The sequence below is a fragment of the Mesorhizobium sp. LSJC285A00 genome, from assembly GCF_000503155.1.
Taxonomy (GTDB): Bacteria; Pseudomonadota; Alphaproteobacteria; order Rhizobiales; family Rhizobiaceae; genus Mesorhizobium.
Map to the genome: position 1 here is coordinate 184,784 of NZ_AYVK01000009.1, position 14,168 is coordinate 198,951.

Sequence of the window (14,168 nt, forward strand, 5' to 3'; positions counted from 1 at the left end):
GCGATGCATTCACCATCAAGTGGAGCAAACCCTGAACAAGCCGGCGGCCGGCGCCGAACCTTTGGCTTGGCAAGCGGTGCATTGTGCTAAGACTCAGCAACCTCAGCCTTAGCCTAGCGACCTATATTCGATGCTGGAGTAACCATTATTCCATGGTATCGGCGACACCATCGGATAATGGATTTTGATACCTCTTCCGGCTTTTCATTGGTCCGTCCGGCCAAAATGGTTCTCAACCTCCGGGACACTCAGTGAGGCTTTCAGATGCGTTCCGACATCATTCCAGGATCGATTTTTCCGGATTATGAGTTACCGGATCATGGCGCCGTGCGACGAAGGCTTTCCGAATTGCAGGGGGAAGACCCCATGGTCCTGGTTCTCGGCAGAGGTGGGTACTGTCCTAGGGACCGACGGCAGGCGGAAGGGCTTGTTCAGCTCTATCACGAAATGGCGGTGGGTTATTGCCGGCTCGTCACCATCACCACGGATAATCTCCTAGAGACAAACGAGTATCGATTGAGCGCTGGCGCTCATTGGCCTTTTCTTTCCGACTCGCGGCGCGTGATCCAGAAGGACCTCGACATCGCCGAGTACACGGATCCCGCGCACAACCCCATGATCCCTCACGTTATCGTCATGGAACCCGGCCTCATCGTCTCCAAGGTCTACAATGGGTATTGGTTTTTCGGGCGACCCACCGTGGAGGAACTGCGGCAGGACATGCGAGCGGTGACCGTGAAATGCCGACCGGATTGGGACATCACCAGCCCGGAACTCAAGGCTGCGTGGCAGACGGGTCGTAAGGAGCTCTTCTATCCCTATGGAAAGACGCGCGCTCAAACACTTCGCGAAATGAAATGAATTCGAAGATTGTCGGGGCGCGAGAGCGGGCTGGCAAGGTGACGAGCTTTAGTCGCTGTGCGAGGTTAGGCCTTAGGGGGTAAGAAGATCTGATATGGAAGACCGGGAGATACGAGCGGCTCTGGATCGCCACTGGGCCGCCTCCGATGCGAACGATCTCGAGGCGGAACATCAGGTTTATCGGGAGGACGCGGTGCTCGATTATCCGCAATCGGGCGAGCGCATTCGCGGATTGCGATGCATTCAGTCGTCCCGCGCCGCGCAGCCGAACAAGAAACGCTTCACGGTGCGGCGCATCATCGGCACGGGCGACCTCTGGGTCACGGAATTTGTCCTGACCTATGACGGGCGGCCGTCCTACGCAGTGAGCATCATGGAGTTTCTCGATGGCAAGGTGGCTCGCGAGACCCAGTACTTCGGCGATCCGTTCGAGCCGGGGCCTTCGCGTGCGGAATGGGTCGAGCGGATTCCCTGAACCCTGGCCGCCATAAAGGATGGTCATCCGCCGCCCACTCGCCCGCCCCCGGAGCTGCCGAACGATACGGCCGCCCTCGCCCGCTATCTCATTGGCAAGTTAGTGGTTCGCGAGTTGCCGGAAGGCGTCGCCAGCGGTCGCATCCTCGAGACCGAAGCCTATGTCATCGGCGACGCCGCCGGCCACGGCTATCGCGGGATGACGCCGCGCAACCGCTCGCTGTTCCTCGAGCGCGGGCATGCCTATGTCTATCTCGCCTACGGCACCTTCTATGCTCAACGTCTCGAACGAGACGCCGGGCACCGGCATCGGCGTCCTGATCACGGCGTTCGAGCCGCTCGAACGCATCGAGATCATCCGGGCAAATGTCGAAGCATTGAGCGCTTGCGCGACTTGGCGCGAGGACCGGGAAGGCTCGCCCAAGCGCTGCGGATTGATCGTTCGCTCGACGGGCTCGATCTTTGCCGGAAGGCCTCGATGACTTGGACGCGATCACCACGGCATCGCATGCGGTAGCCATGAACCCGGTGAAATTGGGCAGAGCAACGCGATCGGCATTTTGAAGGATGCGAGCGCCTGCCGCGATTTTTGTGTCAGGGAGAGTCCGTTCGTCAGCGACCCAGGAGTACGGGGGAAAAGACGGCCGCCCGTGCTTCCCAAAACGAAAAGCCGGCTTGAAATTCCCATGGCCCGAAGGCGAACCCTCTCACTAAATGAAATCCTTGGCTGCACAATGCTTCAGTGCCATCCCGCCGAGTAGGATCGGTCATCGCGAGGCGCAGAACGACATGTCCGCGGCCATTCTCCGCGTCAACAATCATGACGGCGAAGACTTCGCGAAAGTTTCGGAGGTACTTGGGCAGCGGTTAGAGCACGGGTCTGCGACGTCCGCAACATCCTGAACCGGTCAGTGGAGAACAGCGTTGAGAGCATCAAGCAGCGCAGTGTCAGTAAACGGTTTTAGCAGACATTCGACTGTCCCGCTCTGACGCAGACGCTGACAGACCCGGTCATCACCATGTGCTGTGATAAAAACGATCGGAATCTGCCGACCTTGGAGCGCCAGCTCGCGTTGGAGCTCGATGCCGGACATACCAGGCATTGCGATGTCAAGAACCAAACACTTAGTTTGATCGACCCGTTTAGAAGCCAGGAATTCCTCCGCCGAGGAGAATGCCTCGGCCTCATGCCCAAAGACACCGATTAGATCCGGCAGAGACTCGCGAACGGACTCATCATCGTCAACAACAGCGATGTAGGCTCGTGGTATCATTGTGCATTTCCAGAATTATCGCCCAAACTCGGCGGAACGTGTTTAAGAATTGGTGACGGATATTCCCGCAATCAGAGAAGGAACGGAGAAGTAGAATGCGGAGCCAAGGTCATCATTACGTTCGGCCCAAACACGCCCCTGATGATTCTCGATTATGGTTTTGCTAACCGACAAGCCGATGCCCATTCCGTTGCTTTTGGTCGTATAGAACGAGCCGAAGAGCTTCTCGGCTACAGCAGGATCGAAACCGCCGCCCGCGTCCTTGACCGAAACCCTAACATGGCCCGTTCGTTCCAGCTCCGTCGAGACCAACAATTCTCTCGGCCGATCCATTACTTCATCCATCGCTTCGGCGCCATTCAGTATGAAGTTTAGGATTACTTGCTGCAGCTGAACGCGGTCACCCATAACGTGTGGCAGATTTTGGGTAAAATTGACGCGAAGGCTTACATTGCGTTTATGTAATTCGTTCGATGATAGTGCAACTACCTCTTGTGCGGCGGTATTCAGATCTACGACCTCAGAAATCGTGGTTCTTTTGGTGAAGAGGGCCCGTAGCCGAGAGATTACCTCCGATGCGCGCTGAGCATCTCTGATTGTTCTCGTTGCGGTTTCACGAGCTCCGTCGACGTTCGGCGGATCGGCGGTCAGCATGCGCAGGGCCGTACCGGCGTTCGTCATGATGCCGGCCAAAGGCTGATTTAGCTCGTGGGCAATCGATGCTGTAAGCTGACTCATGGTCATCACGCGCGTTAAGTGAGCGAGCGCCGCCTGGGTCTCGCGGAGTTCGTCTTGCGCCTCTTTCCAATCATGCATGTCGACACATACGCCATGCCACTTGAGGATACGCCCTTCTTCATCACGCAGCGGCAGGCCTGTGGTTAGACACCAGCGAAACGAACAGTCGGCAGCGTGGACGAGGCGCGCTTCCACCTGATATGGCGTTCCAGTCTCGATACTCGTGGACCACGCGCGCGCAGTTTGGGCGAGATCATCGGCATGAACGACACTTTTCCAACCGTCGCCCGTGATTTTGCCGGCAGCCAATCCGGTATAGTCGAGCAAACGCGTGTTGCAGTAGTCAATCGCCCCGTCAGGTCTGGCGCTCCATAGCATCTGAGGAATGGTCTCCGTGAGATGACGCAGATTCCATTCGCTGGCGCGCAACCTTTCCTCTGCACGCTTCAATTCCTCGATATCTATCGTAACTCCGAACCACTTGACGGCTCCCGCTCCATCCCGAAGCGGATTTGCCCGAAACAAAAACCAACGGTACTCCCCATCGAAACGACGGAACCGGGCTTGTACTTCACCAGCGCGCCCCGAAACCAACAAGTCCTTCCAAACACCGGCGCTTGCCTCACGATCGTCCGGATGGACCACAGCCGACCAGGGCCAGTCCTGCATCTGATCCCGCCCAATTCCGAGATATTCGAGATAGCCGCTACTGAGAAAATCGGTGCTACCATCGGCACTAGCCGACCAAACGTAGACCGGAATCGTATCGATGATTTGTGCGAGGGTCCGCTCGCTCGCTGCAATAGCTGATTCAGCCTCCTTTCGATCATGGATGTCGATACAACTACCGTACCATCGCAGGATTCGACCGAAGTCGTCATGGAGTGGCAACGCATTGGTCAAGACCCAGCGATAACTGCCGTCGGCAGCATGAAACGTCCGCACTTCGACCTGATAGGGCGCACCATTCTCAATGCAAGCAAGCCACACTTTGCGGGCCCGTTCGACATCGTCGGCGTGTAGCATTTTGGTCCAACCACCGCCGATGATTTCATCGACCGAGAACCCGGTGTAATCCAACAAACGCGCATTGCAGTAGTCAATGGATCCATCCGGCGTAGCGCTCCACAGCATCTGAGGGATGGTTTCGGTTAGCTGACGAAGGTTCCACTCCCCGGCGCGCAACGCTTCCTCGGTCTTTTTGCGATCTTCGATGTCGACGTTGACACCAAACCATTTGACAAGGCCGCCGGCCTCGTCGTGCAGAGGATTTGTGCGAAACAGAAACCAGCGGTACTCCCCGTCGAAGCGCTTGAGCCGAGCCTCCGCTTCGCCCGCCTGACGTGAAGCCAACATTGCATGCCAACTCGCAATCAACCCCTCTAGATCCTCCGGATGAACTGCCTTCACCCAGCCCGCCCCAAGCGCCTCGTCGACCGTAAGCCCAACGTAGTCGAGGTAGTGCTGGTTGAAGAACTCGGCCGAGCCGTCGATCCGGGCCGACCACGCTAGACCGGGAATCGTGTTTAGGAATTGTGCAAGATTACGTTCGTTTGCAGCGAGCGCTTGCTCTGCATGGGCAAAGCGTTTCTGTTCGCTAATTTGTAAAGCCGCCTGCAAGCCGATCGTCGCCTGGGCGGCCGCGACTCTCAGGAGAACTGTCTCGGTGTCGCGCGGGAAATCCTCCCGCCGCGATCCCGTCACCAGCAGCCCGAACTCTCCAAGCACGCCGAGGCGCATAGGCAGGATCGTAAGAACACTGCCGCCAGCCGTAAGTCGTTGCGGCGCCTCGGCGGTCGTCAAGGGCGCGAGCATCGCCCCGAAATTCTCCGATGTGGCCACGCTGCGCGCCCATTGTGACAGCCGCGTTACCTTTAGTGGCGAGTCGTTGCTGGCGCTCTTCAAGTGTAAGTGTGCGAAGTCGAGGTCCAACATGCCGAGGACTAACTCGAGGAATTGACCGGCGATCAGGGATGACTCGCCGCCAACCCAGTCGCTGGACAGCGCCATAACACTGCCCAAGTCCCTGAGACAGCGCTGAAGCCGTTTATTCTCGGCGAGAACATCGGTATACATGATCAGCTTGCGGTTCGGTGCGAGAGCGCTTTGTCGGTACCGCGTTGCAGAAGTCCTTGAAGAAACTCCTGCGTGGTGGCTAAGAACGGATTTTGCTCAACGATATCGAACTGACCGACGCATCGGTCGGCGCCAGCAGCTGTGCGAGGAGTCAACTCGTCAATGCGCTCCGTCGACATGGCGTCGATCCCGTCGGGATCCCATTGGCAACTAAGGTGACCAGGACCACAAAGACCCGCCATCTGAACCACTCGATGGTCGCGGTCAAAGCGATTCTTTATCCATGGCATGAAAACGCGATACCCTTGGTCCCCGCATTGAAGAATACACAAACACTAGCCACTCGATACAGTTGAGCGCCCTAAAAGCACCATAGGCTACGCTGACGTACCCACGCAACTCCACAAGCACTGGACTTTAATGCGCCAATGCTAACGCTGGCCCCTGCTATTCCGAAAATCCATAGCACCTTGGTATTGGTCTGGGGTTTTTTGTCGGTCGACGGGCAAACGCTCGATCAAAAAGGATGCAAAAACGTTCGCGTCCTCTCTCCCACTCTTTAGGAGATGATTTCCTTGAGACGCAGCATTTCCGCTGTTCCCGTTTCAAACGCATCAATCGGAGCCAACGAAATTGCCAAATATGGCAACGTTCGAAAATCCGGCCGAGGAGGCCAAGCACCTTCAGGGATCGATGAGAGATCTTCTCAATCTCACAGCGCTTAGCCTCGCACATTCGCTGGAAGGACCCTTCGGCCAGGCGAGATTTGGCACTGGCGTCGTCCGGGCGCCCGAAGGCTTGTTATACAGTGACCGGCTGTCGGACGTATCGACGTTGGCGACGCAGAGTTCTCGATCGCGACAGTGCACAATGGGGGAGCGAGCATCTCATTTGCCATTCCTTACATCGGGAACAAATCCGCATGAAACCGCTGCATACGCAAAACCCGGCTACCCAGTCACACCTTTAGAGGACAGCGCCGTTGACCAACCATCCGCCGATGACGATTCATCGACGATGACGTCATGAAGCAGAGGCCGCCGCCCCGCCTACAGGACGGCGGGCCGCCGCGCACATCTCCCTTACCTGGGCCCGAGGCAGGTCTGCAGCGGCGCACTGGTCAGGCGCTACGCAACGACCCGAACGCGGCCCGAAGCTCGCTGGCGAAAACCTGCGGCTGTTCCCAGGCCGCGAAATGACCTCCCTTCGGGAGACGGTTGTAGTAGATCAGCTTGGGATACGCCTTCTCGGTCCAGCTCCGCGGCGCCGTGTAGATCTCGTCTGGAAACGCACTCACGGCGGTGGGCAGGGGTACGCCTTTCGGCGCGAAGAAGGCGAGCTTGCTTTCCCAGTAAAGGCGCGCCGATGAGACCGCGGTGTTGGTCAGCCAGTAGAGTGCGATGTTGTCGACGACGTCTTCCTTGGACAGACCCTCGGACTTTCCGTCGAAGACGCGGGCAATCAGGTCATAGCTGCGTGCATCGTGGTCGAGCATCCAGGCTGCCAGCCCGATAGGTGAATCGGCCAGCGCGTACAGCGTCTGTGGCCGGTTCGCCATCTCTTGGGCGTAGGCCAGCCCATGCTTCCAAAAGAAGTCAAGCTGATCCCAGGCATAGCGTTCGTCGGCCGATAACCCCGACGGCGCGAGGCCACCCGCAGCAAGCGCACTCGATACTTCATCGGGCAAGGTGGCCGGCATATTCGTGTGGATGCCGACAAGACCCGGCGGCGTCTGCAAGGCCATCTGCTCGGTGACGGCATTTCCCCAATCGCCGCCCTGCGCCACATATCGCGTGTACCCTAGGCGCGTCATTAGTTGGCCCCAGGCTCGCGCGACCCGGATTGGGTCCCAGCCCGCCGCCGTCGGCTTCCCCGAGAAGCCGTGACCCGGCAGCGAAGGGATGACCACGTCGAAGGCGTCGGCGGCGCTGCCCCCGTGGGCCGTCGGATCGGTCAGGGGGCCGATGATCTTCAGCTGCTCGATGATCGAGCCGGGCCACCCATGGGTAACGATGATCGGCAATGCGTTGGTATGCTTGGAGCGGACGTGGATGAAGTGGATGTCCAGCCCGTCGATTTCGGTAACGAATTGCGGCAGCCCGTTCAGATAGGCCTCGCATTTGCGCCAGTCGTATTCGGTCTCCCAATAATGCGTAAGCGCCTGCATCGTCGCGAGCCGAACGCCTTGGGTGGTGTCGTTCACCGTCTCGCGCTCGGGCCAACGCGTGGCTTTGAGACGCCGCTTGAGGTCGACGAGATCGGCGTCCGCAACATGGATACGGAACGGGCGGATGGCGGCAGATCCGCCACTCGTCGAAATCGTCCCGGCGACACCCGCCGAGGCAATCATTGCAATAGCCCCTGCGGCGGATGCTACGAGAACTTCCCGGCGCGTGGACATTGAAGATAATGGTGACATCTGTACCTCCTCATAATTTGGCGAAAGCTGCTCGCGTCGAGCCAGCATCAACCCATGAGGCCAGTAAGTGCCGGTCGGCTCTATTGGACGTTGGTATCGCCGATACCTTGGTATGCTCCCGCGTCAAGCGCATCTCACCGCACCCCGAGGCTCCGCCACGTGACCTCTGGACTGATGCCTGAGGCGCTTGCGGCACGACAGCGCCAAGGGCGGGCGCATCCACGCCGTCCTCGTCGGTACAAATGTATCGGCGATACCTGGGGTCCAATGGATGCGTGTCTGGCGGCGCGCGAGGCCAAACGTTGTGCGCTCGCATGGCCGAGTGGTCACCTGAATGCTGGTTCTGTCAGCTTCTGTCACGGATTGTAGAGCCGAGCCATTGCGCCATCGAGCTGGCGCGCTGGCATAGGCACGGAATATATGCGGCGGCACGGTTGCCGTACGGGTAGCCCCCGGCCTCCAATGAAAACGTATGGCCTCTATCTGCAACTGGAGCTGTGCTTACGCACTGTCGTCATCGCCCCGGCAACCTGTCATCGGTTTGAGGAAAGGGCTTTTCTGGAATCGTGAGGTCGCTGGCCGTAGTCAGAGCGTTACAGCTGGCGCGAATTCCAACTAGCACGCCGCTGATTTCGGTAGTTTCGGCGGCCCAACCAGTTGCGTTCGCCTTTAGCGGCCCTAGCCGCAGATGGGTTCTAAGCCGATTCTTTTCCGATTGGCAGCATCACGCAAAACACGGCGCCACGAGGTTTGTTAGGCGTTGCCCAGAGACGGCCGCCATGCGCTTCCACGATCGAGCGGCAGATCGGCAATCCCATCCCTAAACCGCTGGACTTGGTCGTGTAGAACGCCTCGAAGATGCTATCGGGATTGGCCTGAGACAGACCCGGACCCGTATCGCTTACCGCGACCAGCACTCCGTCTGGCTCAGCCTTGCTGGTCCTGATCGACAATTCGCGCAGTCCCTGCCCAACCTCGCTCATCGCTTCGATGGCGTTCATGATCAAGTTCAGGATCACTTGCTGCAATTGGACTCTGTCCCCCAAAATGTGCGGCAGGCCCTCTGCCAGTTGCATCTTCTGCAAGACCCCTCTCTCTGACATTGGGATGCGGGCTAGGGCCGCAATTTCCAAAATTGCTTCGTTGACATCCAAGTCTTCCTTTCGTGCCGGCGCATTCCTGGAGAAGTCACGAATCCGGCTCACAATATCAGCGGTTCGCTTTCCGTCCCTGATAATCCGGTCGATCGCGTACTTGGCCCCTTCCAAATTTGGCGGCTGACGGTCGAGCAAGCGCATCGCGGTTCCAGCATTCATAAGCGTAGCAGCAATAGGTTGATTGACTTCGTGGACGATGGACGCGGCGAGTTGGCCCATCGTTGCCACGCGGTTGGCGTGCACCACCTCTGCCTCGGCGCGTTTTCGCTCCGTCAGGTCCAAAACGAAGGCCACGCCCTGATGTCGGAGTTCGTCGAAGGTCGCCCCACCCACAAGCACGGGCACGAGGCTGTTGTCTTTCCGAACAAGGTCCTTTTCGTAAGGTCTGCAGGTGCCAGTAGAAGCCATATCCGCCAAGGCTCGTTCGTCTGCTCCCCTCCATTCGGCCGGAGTCAAGGAGCTCCAGCTCAGGCTGCCCGAAATAACAACTTCGCGGTTATATCCCACGAGCTGAAGAAAGGCCTCGTTGGCCTCCAGGATGGGGCCGTCAAGATCAAAGATGCATATCCCAATTATATTGGAGTCGACAAGGCGTCGAACCTTCGCCTCCCGTTCTTGGAGATCGCTATAGAGGCGTGTGTTCTCGAGCGAGATCGCCGCTTGCGCCGCCAGCATTTCCAACACAGTAATTCGTGCCGGTGTGAACGCGTGTGAAGTCAGCGCATTTTCAAGGAGAAGAATTCCGGTCAACTCTCCTTGTTTGATGAGCGGCACGCAGAGGATAGACTTCGATTGTCGTTTACGCAGATAGTCATCAACGGAGAACAGGTTGGGTTTGGAGGCATCATCGAGAATCACGCTTTCGCGTGTACGGATGACGTATCGGACGAGCGATTCTGGACAGGTGATCGGTGTGATCGGTTCTTGACGCATCATGACGTCGATCTGATCTGCGCTCGCTCGCGCCTCCGCTTGGATCAGATATTCATCCCCTGATGGCAGAATCAACAGGCCGCGATCCGCGCCTGCATTCTCGATTAAGGTCTTCATCAGCCGCTCGATCAAACGGGGCAACTCGATCTCACTGGACAAAGCCTGAGAGGCTATTACGACACTCGCAGCATCCAGATGTTGAACCGGCGAGCCAACGATTGCGGCATCATGTTGTCCTTCTGGGGCGGCCAGGTGTGGATAAAGCCGATCGAGCTGCGCCGTCTTGCCGTGGGCGCCCCAGCGGAGATAACAACGCCGGGCCTTGTGCAGATGGGCATTGGCGGATGTCTCGGAGCCGCGCGCGTTGTAAAACCCGGCCGCCAACTCATAGGCCAGCCCCTCGTTCTGTACGAAACCTTGGTCGCGCGCCGAGGAAATAGCCCGCTCGTAAAGGTGCATGGCCGCGGCGTCCCGTCCTTCAATACGGGCGATCTCCGCAGCCAGCAGTGCATGCCTGTCACCGAACGTTGGTGGGTATATTTCGGCCCACTCTCTCAGTTGCTCCAGATGCACCGCCAGGAGATCATCCCATGTTCGCTTCTCGCCGGCGGAAGCGTTCTCATACAATGATGCCATCGCCAGCGCGCTGTAATAGAAGTAGTCGAGCCGCTGGAAATGAACGGGTGCGGCCCAAAGCAGTTCTTTCGCCCGCTCGGCTGACGCTAGCGCCTCGACGCAGTCGCCCGACAGAAACCGGGATTGTAACTTGAGGACCCAGTATAGGCACGCCGCGGTCGCCGTTGCGTCAGCCGCGATCTGCGTTTCGAAGTCCGCTTCGTCAAACTGCGCATCACTGAAGGTGGAGAAGGTGAAGGTACGGCCCTGCATGGTAGCAATGAAGCGTTGCTGGGCCACGATAACGGTAGCGACGTCGTGGAACCGAGCTTTCCGGACAAAGTCCAGGGCCATTTCCGACTCACGCCACACCGCGTCGAGCGGATCGTTCCGCATCAGAGAATTGGTGACGGACTTGTCCATGCAGTAGCAGGCGACGGTCAGGTCACCGGTGTCGGTCGCTATGCGAAAGGCCGTTCGCAGAAAATCTATCGAGGTTGAGATCGGTTGCGTCCAGACGGCGACTACACCTTTCGCGTGGTAGGCCTTTCCACGGTACGCCGCGAAGTTGTGTCTATCAACGATGTGGCAGGCGAGCTCCGCGAATCGATAACCCTCGCTGTAACGGCGAAATACTGGTCCAAGGATTTGACCGAGATCCGCAAAGCCATGGGCAGATGCGCCGCTTGTGCCGTGCTCCATGGTCACCTTCGCTATCCGGCACGCGAGTAAACACCACAAATGGAAGTCAGTATGGTTAGCTGGGGAGAGGAGCACTGAGAGCACGTCCATCGCGGCCAGCATTTCTGGATCCGTCATCAGTGGCAGATCAAGCAAGCTTTCGATCGGGCGTCCGCCGAGGGTCTGCCAGACCATCTCGTATTCGGCCTGGACCTGCGCCGGGGTTGGGTGCGCCGCGACGTCAATGCCGAACAGCCGCAAACACGAGAGTGCGCTCTCGACTGCTTGGGCGTTTTCCGATTTCAGAGTGTGGAGAAGGACTTTCAGACGGTAGGTGATCGCAAGATCGACTTTCGACGCCGCGCGTTGCGAAAATTCTACTAACAATTGCTCGGCTTCTTCGAAATCGCCGATCAAAAAATTGCACTCCGCACGTTCGAGCCAGAGGCTGAACGTCAGCTCGTACAGGCTGTCCCAGCTTTTTTCGTCAAGCATGGCCAGTCCGGCTGCAAGATACACGCCCGCAGACGCATAGGCAGCCGACGCTTTGGCCTTTCTCCCGGCGCGCAGGTTGAGTGTCGCCAGTTGGGCTTTCTCCCGCGAGTCGGTCAGCACTGCAGCGCCCCGATTGAGCTGAGCAACGACATTGAACAGATGGTCGGCGAGTTGATCACCCGACATGTTCGCCAGCAGCTTGCGGCCGATGAGTAGGTGGGTGTCAACGCGGTGCTCGTCGGGAATGAGCGAATAAACCGCCTGTTGAATTCGATCATGCAGGAACCTGTACGCGCCATCCAGCTGATCGATAAGACCAGTATAGACAGCCTCCCGGAGTGTCGCGTGCATTGCTTCCTCTGGTCCATTCTGTACCAGAGTCAGGGTGGCGGTGTCGGCGACGTGGCCTAAACAAGCGAGTTGTTTCAGCACTTCCAGGGTAGGCGGAGAAAGACGCTTCAGCTTTTCCACCATGAGATCCACCACGTTGTCAGTATAACCCTTTGCGTGGATGCGATCGAGTTCCCAACGCCAAGCTTGCGCGACGGGGTCAAACATCAGCAGACCCTCATCAGCCAACTCGGCCATGAATTGGATTGCAAAGAATGGATTTCCGCCAGTCTTTTCCTGAACGAGCTGCGACAACGGCCGTGCCCGCTCGATGTCACACTGCATCGCACTCGCGATAAGCTGATCGACGTCTTTTAGACCGAGGGGAGCCAAGATTATCTCACCCACCCTCGCATCTGTTTTTTTGATTGCAACCAGTGTTCGCAAAAGAAGGTGTGCGGGACCGACCTCGTCATCCCGATAGGCGCCAACCAGTAGAAGGTGGCGCACTTCCGAATGCGTGATCAAATGCTCGATGAGGTCGAGCGTGGCCGTATCCAGCCATTGCAGATCATCGAGGAACAAGACGAGCGGATGATCCGGCTTGGCGAACACGCAAAGGAAGCGGCGGAACACCACCTTAAATCGATTCTGCGCTTCTTGGGGTGGCAGGTCGGAAACGGCCGGTTGTTTGCCGATGAGGAACTCGACTTCGGGAACGAGGTTGACGATCAGCTGTCCGTACGATCCAACCGCCTCAGCCAAGGCACGCCGCCATTGGTCCACTTCCGATTCGCTTTTGACGAGAATCTGCCGGACCAGATTCTGGAAGGCCTGTGCGAGGGTCGAGTATGGGATGTCGCGCTTGAACTGGTCGAACTTGCCTGCTGCGAAAAGTCCGCGCGACGGGACAAGGACCTTATGCAATTCGCTCACCACGGAGGATTTGCCGACGCCGGAATAGCCCGATATCAGGACGAGTTCCGAGACTCCTTCGGCCACGACCCGATCAAAGGACGCGATCAAGGAATTGATTTCACGTTCCCGCCCATAGAGCTGCTCCGGGATCATCAACTGGTCCGACATGTCGTGCGCGGCGAGCGAGAATGGTTCGATGCGACCATGCAGCTGCCATTCCATCAAACAGCGACGCAGGTCAGCCTCGACACCCCCGGCGGTCTGATAGCGTTCCTCTGCGGTCTTCAGGAGAAGCTTCATCACGATTGACGAAAGCACCTGTGGAATTTGGCTTATCCTCTCACTGGGCGAGTCGGCGCGCCTCGCAATGTGGCAATGAACCCACTCCATCGGATCTGAAGCGGTGAACGGGAGCCGGCTGGTCAAGACTTCGTACAGCGTGACACCCAGAGAATAGAGATCACTCCGAGAATCGATAGAACGGTTCATCCGCCCGGTCTGTTCGGGAGCCATATATGGGAGTGATCCAGCGATAAATTCGGGCGCCTCGGGCGCCTGACGCTGGCGGGGGACCCGCGACGCGACCCCAAAACCGGTGAGCCACACGCGACCAAAGTCGTCCACAAGTGCGTTCGCCGGCCTAATGTCCCTATGGATGAGGCCTTGCCGGTGGACTTGACCAAGCGCGGCTGCCAGGCCGATGGCTACATGCAGGCAGCGGACCAGGTCGATCGGGTGCCCCTTGTGCTGCTCAACTGTCTGATCCAGGGGTTTACCACCTGGGTCCTCAAGAATGAGGAGCATTCGGCCTTGAAGACGAATCATTCCGAGGGGCAGAGCCGCCCACGCTGAATCGAGTTCGCTCGCCAACGAGTATTCGTGTTCGAGCCGCCGGAGATTCTGAATCGACGGCTGCTCACCAGCTACCGTTACCGCCAAGATCGGCATGTGGTTGCCATGCTCTCTTCCGCGGTAAAGCGTGAACTCCGCGCCTTCTCGAAGCAACTCTAACGCGTACTTCGAACCCTCAGGCATCACGATTCTTCTTGCTATGGGATGAGCCGTTGTCCACACAGTGAACTCGGCCGCGCAAATTCGCAAATCCCGTGTGGAGCTTCAGCCAATCTGGCGAAGCGATCAACCGTGAAATTCTGCGAAGAGTAGGCGTAATCAGGCTTTAAGTCTTTCAGGACTTAG

The 14,168-nt window shown here is 58.1% G+C and carries 7 protein-coding genes; 2 read left to right on the forward strand and 5 right to left on the reverse strand.

Features of this window, described 5'->3' with window-relative positions:
- Positions 1–264 precede the first annotated feature (264 nt).
- Positions 265–861, forward strand: coding sequence for a redoxin domain-containing protein (locus tag X726_RS158155; RefSeq protein WP_023669214.1), 597 nt, complete (start codon positions 265–267; stop codon positions 859–861).
- A gap of 94 nt (positions 862–955) precedes the next feature.
- Positions 956–1,336 (forward strand): nuclear transport factor 2 family protein, encoded by a 381-nt coding sequence (locus tag X726_RS158150; RefSeq protein ID WP_023669215.1) that lies wholly within the window; start codon positions 956–958, stop codon positions 1,334–1,336.
- 99 nt (positions 1,337–1,435) lie between these two features.
- Here the strand turns inward: X726_RS158150 and X726_RS1000000171565 are convergent, their stop codons facing one another.
- The 5 genes from X726_RS1000000171565 to X726_RS158125 form a co-directional block, all read right to left on the reverse strand.
- Positions 1,436–1,684, reverse strand: a complete 249-nt coding sequence (locus X726_RS1000000171565; protein WP_245272091.1) for a hypothetical protein — start codon at positions 1,682–1,684, stop codon at positions 1,436–1,438.
- 559 nt (positions 1,685–2,243) lie between these two features.
- Positions 2,244–2,609, reverse strand: a complete 366-nt coding sequence (locus X726_RS158145; protein ID WP_023669218.1) for a response regulator — start codon at positions 2,607–2,609, stop codon at positions 2,244–2,246.
- Between the two features lie 42 nt (positions 2,610–2,651).
- Positions 2,652–5,423 carry a PAS domain-containing protein gene (locus X726_RS158140; protein WP_023698553.1) on the reverse strand — a complete coding sequence of 924 codons (2,772 nt, stop codon included), beginning with the start codon at positions 5,421–5,423 and terminating at the stop codon, positions 2,652–2,654.
- A gap of 1,120 nt (positions 5,424–6,543) precedes the next feature.
- Positions 6,544–7,842: an epoxide hydrolase family protein gene (locus tag X726_RS158130; RefSeq protein ID WP_023669221.1), complete on the reverse strand. Its 1,299-nt coding sequence runs from the start codon at positions 7,840–7,842 to the stop codon at positions 6,544–6,546.
- 695 nt (positions 7,843–8,537) lie between these two features.
- A complete protein-coding gene (locus X726_RS158125; RefSeq protein ID WP_032995840.1) occupies positions 8,538–14,006 on the reverse strand; it encodes a trifunctional serine/threonine-protein kinase/ATP-binding protein/sensor histidine kinase in 5,469 nt (1,822 codons plus the stop codon).
- Between the last annotated feature and the right edge of the window lie 162 nt (positions 14,007–14,168).